The following is an 18,916-nucleotide window of genomic DNA, read 5'->3' as shown; positions in this document are numbered from 1 at the left end:
TACGAAATATATAATATAAACCCGGAACGGATAAAAAATATATAGACATATTTACAAATCGACATCGCGGATATCAATACCGGAAGAAGTGGTGAAATAACGGGAGGAAGAGAATATGCTGAAATTTTTTAAAGGAAAAGATAAAGGAAATTTAATCTATGCACCCTGCAAGGGTAGAGTGGTTCCCCTTGCGGAGGTTCCGGACCCTGTCTTTGCGGATAAGGTACTGGGTGACGGTTTCGCCGTGATCCCGGCAGACGGCAGGATATATGCTCCGGCAGACGGTGAGGTGGCAATGGTATTTGATACGCTTCATGCAGTTACGCTGACAAGCACTCAGGGCGCGGAAATACTGATACATATCGGACTGGATACAGTCACACTTAAGGGCGAACCCTTTAAAGCCCACGTTGCAGCAGGTGACAAGGTCAAAAAAGGTGACCTTCTGATAGAGGCTGATCTGGACAAAATCGAGAAAGCCGGTTTAAACACGATTATCCCGGTTCTGATCTGCAACACAGATGATTATGGAAAGATAAGCCTCCAGAAGGAGGGGGATGTTTCGGCGGATGAAGCCGTCCTCAAGCTTTCATGATCATCTTCATGCAGCTGACAGGCTTATAGCAGCCCGGAGATAGTAGCAATTTTCGGGGTGTTATAACTGGAGTGATCCGGTCAAATATATTTATTTTAAGGGAGGGGAAATATATGAAATTTCTTCAAAAACTGGGAAAAGCGTTAATGCTTCCGGTGGCAGTACTGCCAATCTGTGGTATCCTCATGGGTATCGGATACTGGTTATGTCCGGCAACCATGCAGGGCGGAGACATTCACGGCGCAGCCAATCTGATCGGTCTGTTTCTGGTTAAGGCAGGCGGAGCTCTGATCGACAACATGGCAATCCTTTTTGCTATCGGTGTTGGTGTCGGTATGTCAGAAAAGAATGACGGAACCGGCGGAATCGCTGCACTTGCATCCTGGCTGATGCTCACAACACTTCTTTCTACAGGATTTGTTACAACCATCATGCCATCAATCGCTGACAATGCAACAAAAACTCTTGCGTTTGACAAAATTGCGAATCCTTTTATCGGAATCCTTGCCGGTATCATCGGATCTACATGCTATAACAAATTCAAGAGTACCAAGCTTCCTGACTGGCTGTCATTCTTCAGCGGCAAGCGCTGTGTAGCGATCATCGCAGGAGTGGTTTCCATTATCGTATCTGTTGTATTACTGTTTGTATGGCCATTACTTTTCAGTGCACTTGTAGCATTAGGAAAAGCAGTTGCAGGTATGGATGTTGTTGGTGCAGGTATCTATGCATTCCTGAACCGTCTGCTGATCCCTACCGGATTACATCACGCACTGAACAATGTATTCTGGTTTGATACCATCGGACTTGGTGATCTTCAGCACTTCTGGGCAGGTGAAACCTCTGCAGATGTATCCTGGAGCCTTGGAATGTACATGTCCGGATTCTTCCCATGTATGATGTTTGGTATTCCTGGTGCAGCACTTGCAATGGTTAAATGTGCGAAACCTGCAAAGAAAAAAGTTGCCATCGGTCTTGTTGCATCTGCAGCGATCTGTGCATTTATCTGTGGTGTAACTGAGCCGTTCGAGTTTGGATTTATGTTCCTTGCTCCTGGCCTCTATGTGATCTATGCATTACTTTACGGTATCTTTACCATGATCACAGTTGCTCTTGGCTTCCGTGCAGGCTTCAGCTTCTCCGCCGGTGCGATGGATTTACTTTTCTCATCCTCACTTCCGGCAGCACAGAAGACATGGCTCATCCTTCCTCTTGGAATTGCAGCATTTATCGTATTCTATGTTGTATTCCTTTTTGCCATCAAGAAATTTGATCTGAAGACTCCGGGAAGAGAAGACGATGACGATCTTGAGGCAGAGAAGAATATCGAGCTTGCAAATGATGATTATACTGCTATTGCCGCGAAGATCCTGGAAGGCTGTGGCGGAAAAGAGAACATCACAAGCATCGATAACTGCATCACAAGACTGAGACTTGAGGTTAAGGATATTACAGCTGTAAATGATAAGGTGATCAAATCTGCAGGTGTTGCAGGCGTGATCAAACCTGGAAAAACTTCTGTACAGGTTATTATCGGAACCAAGGTTCAGTTTGTTGCAGATGCATTTTCTGAGCTTTGTAAATAATGGCTTTTTTGGAGTCAGGTATTTGTTAAAATAATTATGGGGGCAGCAGCAGAACTGTGAAAACGGTTCTGCTGCTGTTTTTTTGTATACCTTATATTGACCGATACTTTCAAAAAGCGTACAATGTTACTTCGATAAAAAGCAACCGGTCAGTGCGTTTACAATTGCAATATTTCTACAGGGGGAAAGAAGTTAATGAAATCCTGCATATTTCACAAAAAATATCTTTTAGCCGGCATATATATTATTTTTGTTCTGTTTACCTGCTGTAATTCCCGATTTTATCATACACCGCTGGCAAAAATATGTTCCGTAACAGAAAAACAGACTCTGAGCAGAGAAGGAACCAGGGGCTCAAAAGAATATTACTATACTCAGAATATTACGGCACGGATATTAAACGGTTCGCATAAAGGGGAAAAAATAATGGTCTCTAATGAATATACATCTTCTCAGGTTCAGACCAAGAAATATCATAAAGGAGACACCGTTCTTTTAAGCGGTTCAAAGGAAAGCCCCGGAAAAACGATACGTTCTGTAAAAAGGGATTGGTATCTGGTATTACTGGCAGGAGGATTATTTTTTCTTCTGATCTGCATTACAGGAAAGCAGGGATTTTACACGATCATATCACTGATACTGAATACAGTCATATTTGCGTATGGATTTCAGGCTTTTACAGAAGGGAAAATATTTTAAATATCTGTAATGTCATCGCAGTTCTTTTTTCACTGACTACATTGATCTGCTTAAATGGAATTCATAGAAAAACATTTTCCTCAGTTCTTTCAACACTGTGTGTTCTGTTTCTGATCATGGCATTGTTTGAATTTTCTATTTATATGTACGGAGATCTGGATTATTCCAATCTGGAATACCTTGGAAGTACAGGCAATTCAGCAGATATATTCTGGGCAGATATTATGCTGACAGGACTTGGTGCAATTATGGATGTGACGGTGACGATCAGCGCAGCAGTAGGAGAGATCGTGCGGAAAAATCCATCGGTTTCTCTGAGAAGACTGATACATTCCGGTCGTGAAATCGGATATGATATTATGGGAACCATGATAAATGTACTGCTGTTTGTTCTGGCAAGCGGCATGATTCCCATGTTCATACTTAAGATGAATAATGATATGAGCTTTATAACGATCGTGAGATATCACATTCCATATGATATCTGTCGTTTTCTGATAGAAAGTATTGGAATTGTACTGGCAATACCGGTATCTGTTTTTATTGCTTCAGTGATTATGAAAATACCATCACGGAAAAGGGGTGTCAGAGAATGATCATTTTTCTTGCATTGATTTTAATTTTTCTGGTGATCTTGATTGGCGGAGAGCGTGGAGCCATGTCAATTATGACACTGGCGGGGAATATTGTAATTTTGTTTTTTTCAATTATGCTGATATCTGCCGGTTTTCCTGTACTGCTCCTGATATTGGTGGCAGGTGCAGGTGTCTGCTATATTTCTCTGTTTTATCAGAACGGAAATAATCCAAAGACGCGGGCGGCTTTTCTGGCTACACTGCTGGTAATGTTACTTTTGTTTATTCCGATTTATATTATTACATGGAGATCAGGAAGTTACGGGTTAAATGAGCTGCAGATTTCGGAAGACGATTTTATGTATTATTACATTACGGACCTTCATATTAACATGCTTCATGTAGGAATATTTGTAACTGTTTTCAGTACTCTTGGGGCTGTTATCGATACAGCATTATCTGTAACATCTTCTGTATATGAAGTCTGGACTCATAAAAACAGTCTGACAGCGAAAGAGCTTACAGCTTCCGGCTATCAGGTTGGGAAAGAAATTATCGGTACAACGGTAAATACGTTGCTGTTTGCTTATCTTGGAGGAACTATTTTATTATTTTCATACATTCAGACACAGCAATATAGCCTGGAGATCATTCTTAATTCCCAGTTCCTATTCCAGGATGTTGCAGTCATGCTATCTGGTGCGGTAGCCTGCCTTATTACCGTCCCGGTATCGATCAGATGTATTATTCGACAGATCTCATGAAGCATATCTCCACTGCACTGAATACGGAATCCATGGTCCCGATACAGATGTTCTTTCCTGTATTCAGCAGACGTGGGCTCTCTTTTATGAAAGCAGTTATTATATTTATGTATTTATGGGAGTGTTTTTACAGGCAGTTCCATTTCTGATCCTGGGAGTCCTTCTATCTTCGGCGCTTCAGACATATGTATCGGAAAAATGGATCGTAAAATTACGTGAAATGTGAAGAAAGTGTGAAATTAGCACTCACCTCTTGACAGTGCTAATAATGCGTGTTATAGTACATACAGAACAAAGGAAGAGAGAAAAAAGAAATCTTCCGGAGAAAGTTCTTACAGAATTTGCAGATGTTTTCAGAAACAGTAAATTAAAAACGCCTGCGCAGCACGCAGCGAATATAGATCAGGAGGAATGAGTTATGTTAATGCCAAGTATTTTCGGAGAAGATTTATTTGATGATTTTATGGGATATCCGACAGGCCGTCAGGCAGCTGCCAATGCTTATCCTCAGGTGAAGGATATGATGAAGACAGATATCCGTGATGTAGATGGCAATTATGAACTGGAGATCGATCTTCCGGGATTTAAGAAAGAGGATGTGAAAATCCAGCTGAAGAATGGTTATCTGAACATTCAGGCAACCAGAGAAGAGAAGAAGGACGAGAAGGATGATAAAGGTAAATATGTTCGCAGAGAACGTTATACAGGAACCTGCAACAGAAGCTTTTATGTAGGCTCGAGCATTAAGCATGAAGATATCCATGCGAAATATGAGAACGGAATCCTTCATGTAACCTTCCCGAAGGAAGAGACCAAGAAAGAAGCAGAAGAGAAGAAATTTGTTTCTATTGATTGAACAGCATTTATTGTGAAGCCCCGGTACTGGATTGCAAGTCCTGGGTGATGGGATATAGCATAATAACAATATCCGGAACAACCCAAACGGATATTGCAGATATTAAAACTCCAAATTGCACATTGCATTTGTTTATATAAATGAATATAACCCCCTTTTTTCCACCCCTCTGCCAATGTCCGGCAGAGGGGTTCTTTACGTTTCAGCCTGAAGTACAGAGGTGAATTCTGATTACTGTTTACTGGTAATATTCCGCGAGGTGTTTTGTGTGAGCGAAGGTCACAGAAAACCCGAGACATACCGCGCGAATTTATGCGATTAGCATAAATTCTGTGCATCGCGAAGCGTGTTGCTGAGAACGGAGTGAACAGTAACGAATTCTGATTAACTTTACACTACATCCTCACTCTGTTATACTTGGAACAGGTAAACAGCGGAAATTCGGCAATACTATAAAATTGGGGAAAGAGTTTTTACAGAGGTGAATATATGGGAGATAAGATCAAGGTTATCATGGACTGTGATCCCGGAATCGATGACGGGATCGCACTGGCATATGCGGCAGCACATCAGGATGAACTGGAGCTGCTTGCAGTGACGACATCTGCAGGAAGTACCAGGATAGAAAGAGTGACCAAAAATGCACTGGAGCTGTTGGAATTTTACGGACTGAAGATTCCGGTGGCAGGAGGCCAGGACCGTCCTCTTGTGAAAGCGGCAATTTATGCGGAAGAATTCCACGGAGAGACAGGGCTTGGCCATTGCGTACTGCCGGAAGCAAAATCAGAGGCTGCTTCTGATAATGCAGTGCTTTTTATACGTGACATTCTGAATGCCATTCCGGAGGGTGAGCAGGTAGTAATGATCGAAACTGCACCAATGACTAATCTTGCACTTCTGTTGAAGGTTTTTCCTGAAATAAAGAATAAGATCAGAAAAATTGTTTTTACAGGCGGCGCAGCAAAAGGCGGAAACATCACACCGGCAGCGGAATTCAACATCTACGCAGATCCGGAGGCGGCAAAGATCGTATTCGCTTCCGGAATCCCACTGATCATGTGTGGACTGGATGCTACCCTGAAATGTAATCTCACCAGAAACCAGATCATGAAGCTGTGCCAGTCCGGTGATCCGGCAGCCAGAGCCTGTGGAGATATGGCTGGCTACGTACTTGAAAATTTTTCCAAATATCGCTGCGTGGCAAGTATCCATGCTGCTGTACCGTTTATGTATCTCATCCATCCGGAGTTCTTTAAAACAGAAAAAGTATTCCTGGATGTGGATTGTTCAGACGGTGCCGGACGGGGTGCCACATTATGCGATTTCCGCTGGTGGCTACACGAAGAAGACGAAATGAAAGATATGATTTTGACAGATGCAGATACAGAAAGCTTCCAGCAGGAGCTGTTTGAAGCGATTTATTCTGTGTCCGAATGCAAAAATATGAAATAGCCGGATACCGATCCGGAAACAGCTGCATTTATGAAGCAGCTGAGCAGTCAGATAAGAGGACAGAAAACCCATGAACTATATTGTATTTGACCTGGAATGGAACCAGAATCCGGATGGAAGAAGACATCCGGACAGTCGGCTCCCGTTTGAGATCATAGAGATCGGGGCAGTAAAATTAAATGAAAAAAGAGAGATCGTTGATACCTTTCAGTGCCTGATCAAGCCCAAAGTGTACCACTGGATCCACGACAGTATCCACGAAGTGATCCACGTGGATTATCATGAACTGGAAAAAGGCATTCCTTTTCCAAGGGCAATCCGCAGATTTCTGGAATGGTGCGGGGAGGAGTATCGCTTTTTTACCTGGGGAGACCAGGATGTGATGGAACTTCAGCGCAATATGAAATACTATAATCTTCTGAAGCTGATGCCAGGGCCGGTGCATTACTACGATGTGCAGAAACTTTTCAGCATAAAATTCGAGGATGGAATATCCAGGCGTTCCCTGGAATATGCTACAGACTACCTGCAGCTTCCCAAAAACCGGGATTTTCACCGGGCACTGGCAGACGCCAGCTATACTGCCAGGATACTCCTGGAGATCGATGAAGCCTGCATGATCCGCCATCCGTCCCTGGATGTATATCAGAATCCAAAATCCAGAGACAGCGAGATCTATATTTCCTATACAGACCATGACAAGTTTGTGTCCAGGGAATTTGTATCAAAGGAGCGTCTGATGAAGGACCGTACCATGGTAAGTACCATGTGTCCCATTTGCAGATGCCCTGCCAAGAGGAAGATCCGCTGGTTCAGTACCAACAATTCCAAGGTATATTACAGCCTTGCCCTTTGCCATGAGCATGGACCTGTTGCCGGAAAGATCCGGATCCGAAAAACCGATGAGGGAAAATATTTCGGGGTGAAGACCCTGAGAGCAGAAGATACAGAAGCGGCGGATGAGATCCGTGAAAAGCACGAATCTCTCCGCCGCAGGAAAATGTTACGAAGCCAGGAGAAGATCTGATACGATGTTTCGTTCGTATTGCATTCCCCATCCGACCATTTGTTTCTTATAATAATATTTGCTTTTCAGACGCAGTGGGCCGACAGCATTCTGAAGAACGGCCTGGCGTTTGTTAAGCTGTGATTTTTTGATACCTTTTGGAAGGGTCACATAAACCTTTGTCTGATAATAAAACGGATAGGTGTTTCCGTTATTCTTAAGGATATATTTGTCACAAGGGAGTACCTTAAACGGGACTGGCTCCATGGACACCTTCATATCCACCTTTTCAAAATTTTCAAAACCATAATTAAAAAGAGAAGAGGTATCGCTGTAAGCATTTGCCGCGGAAGTAGAATTCAGGATCACGGCTACCAGCGTTATATTTCCTCGTTTGCAGTAGGTGACAAGTGTGTTGCCGGATGCATCCGTGTAGCCTGTTTTTCCGCCACGGACGCCTTCATAATAATATTCGCCGTTTTTCATCATCTTGTGATGATTGAGCAGCTGGCGGGCTTCCGCAAATTTATTGGTAGGCGGGATCTCGTAATAACGTTTGGTACAGTATCGCCGGAAAAGAGGGTTCAGCCAGGCGGATTTGGCGATCTTTGCCATGTCGGAGGCTGTGGTGTAATGATTCTCATCCGGAAGACCGTTGGGATTGTTAAAGTGTGTGTTCTTGCAGCCAAAAAGCTTGGCGCGCCAGTTCATGAGTTCTGTGAATTTCTTTACAGAGCCGGAAACTTCTTCCGCAACGGCGACAGACATTTCATTAGCGGACTGGAGCATGACAGCCATCAGGGCCTGATCCCTGGTGAATTTTTCACCGGGAGCAGCATAAATACTGGAATCTCCGGCAGTTACACTGGTGGAAGCTTTTTCAGATACGGTAATGTTTGTCTTAGCATTCAGATTTTCACAGGCAAGCAGTGTAGTCAGGATCTTCGTGATGCTGGCAGGGTAGAGCTGTGTGTCCGCATTTTTGGAATAAAGAACGGCTTCTGTATTTACGTCCATAAGGACTGCAGCCTGTGCTTCGATGCCGGGACCTTTGGGCCACCCGTCAATGGAATCGGTGTCGGCAGCCTGTGAATAATAGCTGGAGTGAGCAGGCGTGACTGCTGCGGCCTGACCATCAGGAACCGGTGTGGCAGTGACGATAGGATCACCATATTCATCGTATCCATAGGCAGCCGCCGCGCAGGGAGCTGCGCCTGTGAGCAGGATCCCTATGCCGAGAATGCCTGCAAAGATCCGGCGCAAGGATCGTTTTTTCATATTTTTCATAACAAGATACCTTTCAGTGATAAATCCGGGCGAGAAGGTTATTATTCATTTGAGAATCAGTAACCGAAAAAATCTTGCCCGTTTTGTGATGAGGTGCAGTATTTCATTAATTATAGCATTGTATTAATGAAACGCTGTATTTTTGCCCTCAAGATTCTGTAGTAGTATACCACTTTCCTCCCGGAAAAACCACTTGCAGTCTGTGAAAATTCCATTAAGAAGAAGTGAACATACATATAATAAGAAAAAATCCATGAAAACACTTGACATATGGATTTTCCCCAACCTATAATAGACAGCGTATATAGAAAAAGCTGTGATGGAGACAGTAGGCCATATGGAAAGCTTGCAGCGAACCGGGGATGGTGGGAGCCCGGGACGAGTAAATATGGCGGAATATCACTCCTGAGCTTCAGTTCCGAAGTTGTCCGGCAGCAGCCGGAAGAATATCTGATATACAGATGATCATTAAGTAAGAACTGACGGATTTCCTCCGTTACAGGGAACATATATCGGCAGATACAAAGAATTGTCCGCCATGAACAGACATGGAACAACAGCCCGCGCCATAACACAGAGCATAAGAACACAGCAGAAGACGCAGGGATCCGGACACAGGCCCGTATAATGTAACAGGTGGTACAGCGAATCAGACTTCGTCCTTTTACAGGATGGGGTCTTTTTTTATAAGTGCCCGAAGCATTGGCACGAACAGGTATCTGTGAAGAAACAATCCGCTGTGGCCTTACAGATGAGGCAGCAGCCAGTAATCAGACACAGGAGGTAAATATTGTGTATCGTAAAGTTGACACGAATCTGAATTTTGTTGACCGTGAAAAAGAAGTCGAGAAATTCTGGAAAGACAACAAGATTTTCGAAAAGAGTATGGACAGCCGTAAAGAGGGCGAGACATACACATTCTATGACGGACCGCCTACCGCAAATGGTAAGCCACATATCGGACACGTTCTGACACGAGTTATCAAGGATATGATCCCGAGATACCGTACAATGAAGGGGTACATGGTTCCGAGAAAAGCAGGATGGGATACTCACGGACTTCCGGTTGAGCTCGAGGTTGAGAAGAAGCTTGGCCTTGACGGCAAGGAGCAGATCGAGGAGTACGGAATGGAGCCGTTCATTCAGCAGTGTAAGGAGAGCGTATGGAAATACAAGGGAATGTGGGAGGATTTCTCATCTACCGTTGGTTTCTGGGCTGACATGGAGCATCCGTATGTAACATACGACAACAATTTCATCGAGTCCGAGTGGTGGGCGCTGAAAGAGATCTGGGAAAAAGGTCTCCTTTACAAAGGCTTTAAGATCGTTCCTTACTGCCCACGCTGCGGAACTCCGCTTTCCGCACAGGAGGTTTCTCAGGGCTACAAGACTGTTAAAGAGCGCTCTGCGATCGTGCGTTTCAAGGTTGTTGATGAGGACGCATACTTCCTGGCATGGACAACAACACCGTGGACACTTCCGTCCAACGTTGCACTTTGTGTAAACCCGGATGAGATCTACTGCAAGGTAAAAGCAGCAGACGGCTATACCTACTACATGGCAGAAGCACTTCTGGACAAGGTTCTCGGCAAGCTTGCAAAGGATGATGAGCCTGCATATGAGATCCTTGAGAAATATAAAGGAACAGACCTTGAGCGCAGAGAATATGAGCCGCTTTTTGCATGTGCAGGAGAGGCAGCAGCAAAACAGCGCAAAAAAGCTCATTTTGTAACCTGTGACAACTACGTTACCATGAGTGATGGTACCGGTATCGTTCATATCGCACCTGCATTTGGTGAGGATGACAGCCGTGTCGGACGTGAGTATGACCTTCCGTTCGTACAGTTCGTAGACGGACAGGGCAACATGACCAAAGAGACACCATACGCAGGTGTATTCGTAAAGAAAGCGGACCCGATGGTCCTCACAGACCTTGACAAAGAGGGCAAGCTTTTTGACGCACCGAAATTCGAGCATGATTATCCACACTGCTGGAGATGTGACACACCGCTTATCTACTATGCACGTGAGTCCTGGTTCATCAAGATGACTGCAGTAAAGGATGATCTGATCCGTAACAACAATACTATCAACTGGATTCCGGAGAGCATCGGTAAGGGACGTTTCGGTGACTGGCTTGAGAACGTTCAGGACTGGGGTATTTCCAGAAACCGTTACTGGGGAACACCACTGAATATCTGGCAGTGTGAGTGCGGACATATGGAATCCGTAGGAAGCCGCCAGGATCTCTATGAGAAGAGTGGTGACGAGCGTGCGAAGACCATCGAGCTTCACCGTCCATACATTGATGATATCACCATGAAGTGTCCGGATTGCGGCAAGACCATGCACCGTGTACCGGAGGTAATCGACTGCTGGTTCGATTCCGGAGCAATGCCTTTTGCACAGCATCATTATCCATTTGAGAATAAAGATCTGTTCGAGCAGCAGTTCCCGGCAGACTTCATCTCCGAGGCTGTTGACCAGACAAGAGGATGGTTCTACTCCCTTCTTGCTGAGTCCACACTGCTTTTCAATAAGGCTCCGTATAAGAATGTAATCGTTCTGGGACATGTACAGGATGAGAACGGACAGAAGATGAGTAAGTCCAAGGGAAATGCCGTAGATCCGTTTGACGCGCTGAACAAATACGGCGCAGATGCGATCCGCTGGTATTTCTACATCAACAGTGCTCCGTGGCTCCCGAACCGTTTCCATGGCAAGGCAGTTGTAGAGGGACAGAGAAAGTTCATGAGCACTCTGTGGAACACCTACGCATTCTTCGTACTGTATGCGAACATTGACAATTTTGATGCGACTAAATATACTTTAAATTACGATAAGCTTCCGGTTATGGATAAATGGCTGCTCAGCAAGCTGAATACCATGGTGAAGACTGTCGATGCGGATCTTGATTCCTACAAGATTCCGGAGGCTGCAAGAGCACTCCAGGAATTTGTTGACGATATGAGTAACTGGTATGTAAGAAGAAGCCGTGAGCGTTTCTGGGCTAAGGGCATGGAGCAGGATAAGATCAATGCGTACATGACACTTTACACAGCACTGGTAACTGTTGCCAAGGCTGCAGCTCCGATGATTCCGTTCATGACTGAGGATATCTACCAGAACCTTGTAAGAAGCATTGATGCAGACGCTCCGGAGAGTATCCATCTCTGCGATTACCCGGAGGTAAACGAAGCATGGATCGACAAGGATCTTGAGGCAAACATGGAAGAGCTTCTTGAGATCGTTGTTCTTGGACGTGCATGCAGAAATACCGCAAACATCAAGAACCGTCAGCCGATCGGAACCATGTATGTAAAAGCTGAGAAAGCTATGGATAAATTCTACACAGATATCATCGCAGATGAGCTTAACGTAAAAGAAGTGAAATTCGCAGATGATGTAGAGTCCTTCATTTCCTACAGCTTCAAGCCGCAGCTTCGTACAGTAGGACCGAAATACGGCAAGCTTCTGAACGGCATCCGTACCGCACTCTCCGAGATCGACGGAACCGCAGCAATGAAAGAGCTGAGAGATAATGGTGTTCTCGTTCTTGACATTGACGGAAACAGAGTCGAGCTTGCAGAGGAAGACTTATTGATCGAAACAGCCCAGAGCGAGGGCTATGTGACAGAGACAGACGGTGAGACATCCGTTGTCCTTGATACAAACCTTACACCTGAACTGATCCAGGAGGGCTTTGTCCGCGAGATCATCAGCAAGGTTCAGACCATGCGTAAAGAGGCTGGTTTCGAAGTCATGGACAAGATCATTGTCTATGCAAAAGATAACGATAAGATCATGGATATCATGAAAGCAAACCAGGATGAGATCAAACGTGAAGTACTGGCAGAAAACATTATTCTGGGAGAAGCAGAGGGTTACACCAAGGAGTGGAACATCAACAAAGAGGCTGTAACACTGGGAGTATCCAAAGTACAGGAGGAAAACTAATGATTGACAAGCAGTTTGAGAAAGAGGAATTCAAAAAAAGTGTAAAAGAAAACGTAAAATTCCTTTATCGAAAAACACTGGAAGAGGCTACACAGGAGCAGATCTTTCAGGCTGTAAGCTACACTGTGAAGGACGTGATCATTGACAACTGGCTCAAGAGCCAGAAGGCGTATGAAAAACAGGACCCGAAGATCGTATATTATATGTCCATGGAGTTCCTTATGGGCCGTGCCCTTGGAAACAACCTGATCAACCTTGGTGCATACGGCGAGGTTAAGGAGGCTCTTGAGGAGCTTGGACTTGACATTAACTGCATCGAAGACCAGGAGCCGGATCCGGCTCTTGGAAACGGTGGACTTGGAAGACTGGCAGCATGCTTCCTGGATTCTCTTGCAACTCTGAACTACTGTGCATACGGATGCGGAATCCGTTACCGTTATGGTATGTTCAAGCAGGAGATCCGTGACGGTTATCAGGTAGAGGCACCGGATAACTGGCTGAAGAACGGCTATCCTTTCGAGCTCCGTCGTCCGGAGTATGCAAAAGAGGTTCATTTCGGCGGATATGTACGCGTTGAGTGGGATCCGGTGAAGAACGAGAATAAATTCATCCATGAAGGATATCAGGCAGTTAAGGCTGTTCCTTACGATATGCCGATCACAGGTTATAACAATGATGTTGTAAACACACTTCGTATCTGGGATGCAGAGCCGATCGTAGACTTCAACCTTGACTCTTTTGACAAGGGTGATTATCACAACGCAGTAGAGCAGGAGAACCTTGCACGTACTATCGTTGAGGTACTTTATCCGAATGATAACCATATGGCAGGTAAAGAGCTTCGTCTGAAACAGCAGTACTTCTTCGTATCTGCCAGCCTTCAGGCAGCGATTGCCAAATATAAGAAAACACACGATGACATCACAAAGCTTCATGAGAAGGTTGTATTCCAGATGAATGATACTCATCCGACAGTTGCAGTTGCAGAGCTAATGCGTATTCTTATCGATGAGGAAGGTCTTGGCTGGGATCAGGCATGGGATATCACAACAAAATGCTGTGCTTACACCAACCACACCATCATGTCCGAGGCACTTGAGAAATGGCCGATCGAGCTGTTCTCCAGACTGCTTCCGCGTGTATACCAGATCATCGAGGAGATCAACCGTCGTTTCATTCTTGAGATCCAGCAGAAATATCCTGGAAACTTCGAGAAGATCAAGAAGATGGCGATCATCTATGACGGACAGGTTAAGATGGCTCACCTTGCGATCGTTGCAGGCTACTCTGTAAACGGTGTTGCACGCCTTCATACCGAGATCCTCAAGAATCAGGAGCTGAAGGATTTCTATGAAATGATGCCTGAGAAGTTCAACAACAAAACAAACGGTATCACACAGAGACGTTTCCTTGCTCATGGAAACCCGCTTCTGGCTGACTGGGTAACAGACAAGATCGGACCGGACTGGATCACAGATCTTTCCCAGCTTTCCAAGCTTAAGGTTTACGCAGACGATGAGAAGGCTCTTCAGGAGTTCATGACCATCAAGTTCAAGAACAAAGAGCGTCTTGCAAAATATATCCTGGAGCACAATGGTGTTGAGGTTGACCCGCACTCTATCTTCGATATCCAGGTTAAGAGACTTCATGAGTACAAACGTCAGCTTCTTAACATCCTGCATGTGATCTATCTGTACAACCAGATCAAGGCACATCCGGAGATGGATTTCTATCCAAGAACATTTATCTTTGGTGCAAAAGCTTCCGCAGCTTACGCACGTGCAAAGAAGATCATCAAGCTGATCAACTGTGTGGCAGATGTTGTAAACAATGATGCTTCCATCAACGGCAAGCTGAAGATTGTATTCATTGAGAACTACCGTGTATCCAACGCTGAGATCATTTTTGCGGCAGCAGATGTTTCCGAGCAGATCTCCACAGCAAGTAAAGAGGCTTCCGGTACAGGTAACATGAAATTCATGCTGAACGGTGCTCCGACACTTGGAACCATGGATGGTGCTAACGTTGAGATCGTACAGGAGGTTGGCGAGGAGAATGCATTTATCTTCGGTATGAGCTCCGACCAGATCATCAACTATGAGAACAACGGCGGTTACGATCCGGACTTCATCTACAACACAGATCCGGAGATCCGTCAGGTACTGATGCAGCTGATCAACGGAACCTTCTCCAGCGATACAGAGATGTTCCGTGACATCTACAATTCACTTCTCGACAAACGCAACATGCCGAGACCTGACCAGTACTTCATCCTTGGCGACTTCCGTTCCTATGCAGAGGCACAGAAGCGTGTTGAGGAAGCATATAAGGATGAGAAACGCTGGGCTAAGATGGCACTTCTCAATACAGCATGCAGCGGTAAGTTCACATCCGACAGAACTATCCAGGAGTATGTAGATGATATCTGGCATCTGGATAAGGTTATTGTGAAAGAGAACTAAGATGTAGAAAGTAATCTGCAAAGTATTACCATAAAATAAATTTCCACACAAAAACAGGGCTCGTCAGAAGTGGAGACGGCCCTGTTTTTTGTGTGGAAATTATGCCGGATTGATGACGATCCGGTTGCGTCTGGCCAGTGCAATGGCGATGTGGCAGCCTTCCGCAATAGCGCAGGCCTTATCGGCAAAGCTGATGATCCAGGCTTCCTTGTTGCGTGGAAGAGGTCCCAGAGGGAACATATGTGAGAGTATCGCATCCAGCTCTCTGTCTGTGACATCAAAGTGTGCGGCACTGTTGTCTGCGGCAGCCTTCGGGTGATAAAACGCCTGATGCTCACCGGTCGGTGTCTCCGCCCTGAAGTCATAGGGACAGAAATCGTGGAGAAGTCCTGCCCTTGCGGCGGCTTTCTCGTCACATCCCAGCTTCCTGGCAATGAACCAGGAGAGGTAAGAAACATTGATACTGTGCATGAGCCGTGTGGTCCACTGGTGGTGGGTGTACAGGCTCAGCTTCAGGAACTCTCTGTTACAGAGGATGTTCTTCACAAGCGCATGATATTCCTGTGAGACCTCATCCGACACCGTGATATCCATCGGCAATCACCTTCTTTCTTTTGTTTATAATTTCATTATGACGCTTATGGAGAAAAATGCAATATGGTTTATAGTTTTTTTAGAAATTAGCTTGGACAAATTTATTTGGGATGGGAAATGTCAGCGCGCAGAAGTAAGGAGAATGTTTTTTGGGGGTCTGTTCTTTGGGAAATTATGGTATAGTAAAGTGAAAACGCTATAACGGTTTTATGGACAGCTATATAAGATAGGCTGAAAATAGCTGATTTAGATGGTTGACATAATAAAAAGAAGAGGAGCGTGATATATATGAAACCAGAAAAACTGATCGAAGTACTTTCCGTTGCAGAGCGGTTAAAGGATGCAGTGCGTCATAGTTATACTTCCGGTGGCAGGCGGGAGAGCGTTGCAGAGCATTCCTGGAGGAGCACGCTGATGGCATATTTTGTCAGTGATGAGTTTCCTGAGGCAGATCTTCTGAAAATTATGAAAATGTGCCTGATCCATGATCTGGGAGAAGCTTTTACCGGTGATATCCCGGCCTTTGAAAAAACGGATAAGGATTCGGAGAAAGAAGCCGATGTGCTGGGAGAATGGGTGAAGACTCTGCCGGAGCCGTTCAATAAAGAAATGTCAGAACTCTATCAGGAAATGGAAGAGCAGCAGACTCTGGAGGCCAGGATCTATAAAGCTCTGGACAAGCTGGAAGCCCTGATCCAGCACAATGAATCTGATATTAAAACCTGGATTCCGCTGGAGTATGATCTGCAGATGACTTACGGAAATGAACAGGTGAAATTCTCAGAATATCTGACAGAGCTTCGCGCAAAGGTTCGGGAAGATAGTGTGCGGAAAATTCAGAAAAAAGGTTGTTGAATATGAATAACTCTTGTATACTAATATGTATGGAATAAGTCCAAAATGCTTATAAAAGGGGGAAAAAGTAATGAAAAAAGCAGTAAAGAGATTATTGGTGTTATTTCTGGCACTTACATTTATCGTGACAGATCTTGCAGTAGCACCGGTCACAGCGCAGGCGGCGGGTACACTCAAATTTCATAAGTCGATCGCTCTTATGAAGGGTGAGGAAATCGGATATGTAATCATAAACTCTGTCAGCTCCGACAAAGTTCTGGGGCTGAAATCCAGTAATACCAGTGTGGTATCAGTAAAAAAAATGCCGTTTCTGGATGATTATACCCTTACGCTGAAGGCAAAAAAAACAGGAACTTCTATCATATCCTTCAAAGTAAAAAGAAAGAATGGAAAAACATATTCTTTCAAATCTAAAGTTACGGTACATAATTATTCAAATCCGTTAAATGTGTGCAAATTCGGAAGAAAAGATTATAAAAAATCCTTTGATAAAAAGACCATGGTCCCGGTTACAAAAGGTTATTCCAGAAAGGCAAAAGTATGTATCACTGCAAAGAAGGGCTACAAGATAGTTGCAATATATTACAGTGAACACGGAACCGGAAGACAGAGAAAGATCAAAAATGGAAGCACAGTCATTTTGGATGGAGAACATTATCTGCAGATATTGTATAAGAATACCAGCAAAAATTATGTATCAGCAGTATATCTGGATGGATATAGTATGTAGAGATGATAAAAAAAGGAACCGGGGAGGCCGGTTCCTTTTTTCGTGACTTCAAAAACTCTCTGAGCGCTGGTATTTCAAGGCTTTTTGGAATGTTTTTATTTGCTTTATATTAGCAGAAAATAGTTGATTTATACGGTTGCTATAATAACAGAAAAAGGAGCGCAAAATATATGAAACCAGAAAAACTGATCGAAGTACTTTCCGTTGCAGAACGGTTAAAGGATGCGGTGCGTCATAGTTCTACTTCCGGTGGCAGGCGGGAGAGCGTTGCGGAGCATTCCTTGCGGATCACGTTGATGGCATATTTTGTCTGTGATAGTTTCTTGAGGCGGATCTTCTGAAGATCATGAAAATGTGCCTGGTCCAGCACAACAAATCCGATATTAAAACCTGGATTCCGCTGGAATATGATCTGCAGATGACCTACGGAAACGAGCAGGTGAAATGCTCAGAGTATCTGACAGAATTGCGGAATCAGGTGAGGGAAATGGACATAAAATCATTAATTTGAACAAACCGTTATTTAATAATAATTTTGGTGCAATAAGAAATATAATATTCGATTCCTGCAATATTAAAAGTGAAAATACACGTACCTGTGCTGTTGCAGTAGATAATTATGGAACAATAGCTGGTTGTATTGTAAAGGGGAATATAAGTACTTTCGGTGGTGGAGATGTAGCTGCAATTGTAAGCGGTAACCTTGGCACTATTTCAAATTGTACAAATTATGCTAAAGTTACAGGGAATGGACATTATACAGATATTCTTGGAAACAGCCAGACGCGTAATGCCAGTGCAGCAGGTATTTGCGTTGAAAATCATAAAGAAATTAAGAACTGTACAAATTATGGCGAAATTACAGGCAAAGAGTATGCAGGAGGAATTGCGAAATACAACTGGTATGGAAGTATTGGTCACAGTATAAATTATGGGCGGATTAAGTGTGAAGAAGATGATACAACGTCTTTTCAGTATGAAGGGGGGATTGCAGCGTATAATTGGGATGGAAAGATATACAATTCATTGAATACAGGTAATGTACGTAATGGATTAGCAGGATGCAATAGAGACGAAGATTCAGTTATCCAGAATTGTGTCAATGTTGGAATAACTTTATATGGAATCACGGAAGAGAATTATTTTGGTGCATATATTGTTGATTGTTATTATCTGGGGTCAACATCAGCATATGGCGCAGCAGAAAGCCAGTATACGCGATTTAAGGCAATTGAAGACAATGATCGTACAACGCCGCTTATCCAACCCTTGATTTTACAAAACACTGGACAATGGGTGCACAATATCCTGTTCCGCGACAGTAGATATATCTTTTTAATATACAGAGCAGTAGTCATTTTTTGCTCTGTATATTTTTATATAAAGGAAGAATATAATAGCTAGTGCTCCAATGAATATAGTATAATCATGATAGAAAAAACGAAAATGGGGGGTATTAACAGTTAAATATAAATTATAAAATCATATAAGTACATGT

The 18,916-nt window shown here is 44.0% G+C and carries 16 protein-coding genes; 14 read left to right on the top strand and 2 right to left on the bottom strand.

The window, feature by feature from the left end; translation table 11 throughout:
• Positions 1 to 115 precede the first annotated feature (115 nt).
• The 8 genes from ACTNDQ_RS01330 (at position 116) to ACTNDQ_RS01295 (ending at position 7,554) form a co-directional block, all read left to right on the top strand.
• Positions 116 to 595 carry a PTS sugar transporter subunit IIA gene (locus ACTNDQ_RS01330; protein ID WP_015526406.1) on the top strand — a complete coding sequence of 160 codons (480 nt, stop codon included), beginning with the start codon at positions 116 to 118 and terminating at the stop codon, positions 593 to 595.
• 113 nt (positions 596 to 708) lie between these two features.
• Positions 709 to 2,181: a PTS transporter subunit EIIC gene (locus tag ACTNDQ_RS01325; protein WP_173762839.1), complete on the top strand. Its 1,473-nt coding sequence runs from the start codon at positions 709 to 711 to the stop codon at positions 2,179 to 2,181.
• A 426-nt stretch (positions 2,182 to 2,607) separates the two neighbouring features.
• The gene (locus tag ACTNDQ_RS01320) at positions 2,608 to 2,880 is read left to right on the top strand and encodes a hypothetical protein (protein ID WP_441063361.1); all 273 of its coding nucleotides are present in this window, start codon (positions 2,608 to 2,610) and stop codon (positions 2,878 to 2,880) included.
• Entirely contained in the window at positions 2,775 to 3,476 is a 702-nt protein-coding gene (locus tag ACTNDQ_RS01315; RefSeq protein ID WP_441063358.1) for a YibE/F family protein, read from the top strand. The genes ACTNDQ_RS01320 and ACTNDQ_RS01315 overlap by 106 nt, the downstream gene beginning before the upstream one ends.
• A complete protein-coding gene (locus ACTNDQ_RS01310) occupies positions 3,473 to 4,219 on the top strand; it encodes a YibE/F family protein (RefSeq protein WP_441063325.1) in 747 nt (248 codons plus the stop codon). Before ACTNDQ_RS01315 ends, ACTNDQ_RS01310 begins: the two co-directional genes overlap by 4 nt.
• Before the next feature lie 418 nt (positions 4,220 to 4,637).
• Positions 4,638 to 5,075, top strand: coding sequence for an Hsp20/alpha crystallin family protein (locus ACTNDQ_RS01305; protein ID WP_015526401.1), 438 nt, complete (start codon positions 4,638 to 4,640; stop codon positions 5,073 to 5,075).
• A 489-nt stretch (positions 5,076 to 5,564) separates the two neighbouring features.
• On the top strand, positions 5,565 to 6,527 hold the full coding sequence (locus tag ACTNDQ_RS01300; protein ID WP_441063323.1) for a nucleoside hydrolase: 963 nt from the start codon (positions 5,565 to 5,567) through the stop codon (positions 6,525 to 6,527).
• Positions 6,528 to 6,597: 70 nt separating this feature from the next.
• Entirely contained in the window at positions 6,598 to 7,554 is a 957-nt protein-coding gene (locus ACTNDQ_RS01295) for a 3'-5' exonuclease (RefSeq protein WP_021650273.1), read from the top strand.
• Here ACTNDQ_RS01295 and ACTNDQ_RS01290 read toward each other — a convergent pair.
• A complete protein-coding gene (locus tag ACTNDQ_RS01290; RefSeq protein WP_279199239.1) occupies positions 7,531 to 8,820 on the bottom strand; it encodes a D-alanyl-D-alanine carboxypeptidase family protein in 1,290 nt (429 codons plus the stop codon). The two genes, ACTNDQ_RS01295 and ACTNDQ_RS01290, sit on opposite strands and share 24 nt — an antisense overlap.
• 792 nt (positions 8,821 to 9,612) lie before the next feature.
• Between ACTNDQ_RS01290 and ileS the strand changes: the two genes are divergently transcribed.
• Together ileS and ACTNDQ_RS01280 are read left to right on the top strand one after the other, a co-directional pair.
• On the top strand, positions 9,613 to 12,777 hold the full coding sequence (gene ileS / locus ACTNDQ_RS01285) for an isoleucine--tRNA ligase (protein WP_279199248.1): 3,165 nt from the start codon (positions 9,613 to 9,615) through the stop codon (positions 12,775 to 12,777).
• Entirely contained in the window at positions 12,777 to 15,239 is a 2,463-nt protein-coding gene (locus tag ACTNDQ_RS01280; protein WP_441063320.1) for a glycogen/starch/alpha-glucan phosphorylase, read from the top strand. Before ileS ends, ACTNDQ_RS01280 begins: the two co-directional genes overlap by 1 nt.
• A 99-nt stretch (positions 15,240 to 15,338) precedes the next feature.
• Here the strand turns inward: ACTNDQ_RS01280 and ACTNDQ_RS01275 are convergent, their stop codons facing one another.
• A complete protein-coding gene (locus ACTNDQ_RS01275; protein ID WP_250789729.1) occupies positions 15,339 to 15,833 on the bottom strand; it encodes an HD domain-containing protein in 495 nt (164 codons plus the stop codon).
• Between the two features lie 288 nt (positions 15,834 to 16,121).
• Between ACTNDQ_RS01275 and ACTNDQ_RS01270 the strand changes: the two genes are divergently transcribed.
• The 4 genes from ACTNDQ_RS01270 (at position 16,122) to ACTNDQ_RS01255 (ending at position 18,822) form a co-directional block, all read left to right on the top strand.
• On the top strand, positions 16,122 to 16,688 hold the full coding sequence (locus ACTNDQ_RS01270) for an HD domain-containing protein (RefSeq protein ID WP_441063317.1): 567 nt from the start codon (positions 16,122 to 16,124) through the stop codon (positions 16,686 to 16,688).
• A 70-nt stretch (positions 16,689 to 16,758) separates the two neighbouring features.
• Positions 16,759 to 17,418: a hypothetical protein gene (locus tag ACTNDQ_RS01265; protein WP_441063316.1), complete on the top strand. Its 660-nt coding sequence runs from the start codon at positions 16,759 to 16,761 to the stop codon at positions 17,416 to 17,418.
• A gap of 170 nt (positions 17,419 to 17,588) precedes the next feature.
• A complete protein-coding gene (locus tag ACTNDQ_RS01260) occupies positions 17,589 to 17,759 on the top strand; it encodes an HD domain-containing protein (RefSeq protein ID WP_330684171.1) in 171 nt (56 codons plus the stop codon).
• 103 nt (positions 17,760 to 17,862) lie between these two features.
• Complete coding sequence (locus ACTNDQ_RS01255) at positions 17,863 to 18,822, top strand: hypothetical protein (RefSeq protein ID WP_441063313.1); 960 nt, start codon at positions 17,863 to 17,865, stop codon at positions 18,820 to 18,822.
• Positions 18,823 to 18,916: the final 94 nt, after the last annotated feature.

Origin of the sequence: Blautia massiliensis (ex Liu et al. 2021), from assembly GCF_052064225.1 — a bacterium.
GTDB lineage: Bacteria > Bacillota > Clostridia > Lachnospirales > Lachnospiraceae > Blautia_A > Blautia_A fusiformis.
Note: the sequence above shows the minus strand (reverse complement) of the source record. Positions and strands in the feature narration are given on the sequence as shown.

What these genes read in the sequence shown, in the direction of transcription:
- ACTNDQ_RS01330 (WP_015526406.1), top strand. Translation starts at nt 116, where the DNA reads ATGCTGAAATTTTTTAAAGGAAAAGATAAAGGAAATTTAATCTATGCA.
- ACTNDQ_RS01325 (WP_173762839.1), top strand. Translation starts at nt 709, where the DNA reads ATGAAATTTCTTCAAAAACTGGGAAAAGCGTTAATGCTTCCGGTGGCA.
- ACTNDQ_RS01320 (WP_441063361.1), top strand. Translation starts at nt 2,608, where the DNA reads ATGGTCTCTAATGAATATACATCTTCTCAGGTTCAGACCAAGAAATAT.
- ACTNDQ_RS01310 (WP_441063325.1), top strand. Translation starts at nt 3,473, where the DNA reads ATGATCATTTTTCTTGCATTGATTTTAATTTTTCTGGTGATCTTGATT.
- ACTNDQ_RS01305 (WP_015526401.1), top strand. Translation starts at nt 4,638, where the DNA reads ATGTTAATGCCAAGTATTTTCGGAGAAGATTTATTTGATGATTTTATG.
- ACTNDQ_RS01300 (WP_441063323.1), top strand. Translation starts at nt 5,565, where the DNA reads ATGGGAGATAAGATCAAGGTTATCATGGACTGTGATCCCGGAATCGAT.
- ACTNDQ_RS01295 (WP_021650273.1), top strand. Translation starts at nt 6,598, where the DNA reads ATGAACTATATTGTATTTGACCTGGAATGGAACCAGAATCCGGATGGA.
- ACTNDQ_RS01290 (WP_279199239.1), bottom strand. Translation starts at nt 8,820, where the DNA reads ATGAAAAATATGAAAAAACGATCCTTGCGCCGGATCTTTGCAGGCATT.
- ACTNDQ_RS01280 (WP_441063320.1), top strand. Translation starts at nt 12,777, where the DNA reads ATGATTGACAAGCAGTTTGAGAAAGAGGAATTCAAAAAAAGTGTAAAA.
- ACTNDQ_RS01275 (WP_250789729.1), bottom strand. Translation starts at nt 15,833, where the DNA reads ATGGATATCACGGTGTCGGATGAGGTCTCACAGGAATATCATGCGCTT.
- ACTNDQ_RS01270 (WP_441063317.1), top strand. Translation starts at nt 16,122, where the DNA reads ATGAAACCAGAAAAACTGATCGAAGTACTTTCCGTTGCAGAGCGGTTA.
- ACTNDQ_RS01265 (WP_441063316.1), top strand. Translation starts at nt 16,759, where the DNA reads ATGAAAAAAGCAGTAAAGAGATTATTGGTGTTATTTCTGGCACTTACA.
- ACTNDQ_RS01260 (WP_330684171.1), top strand. Translation starts at nt 17,589, where the DNA reads ATGAAACCAGAAAAACTGATCGAAGTACTTTCCGTTGCAGAACGGTTA.
- ACTNDQ_RS01255 (WP_441063313.1), top strand. Translation starts at nt 17,863, where the DNA reads ATGCTCAGAGTATCTGACAGAATTGCGGAATCAGGTGAGGGAAATGGA.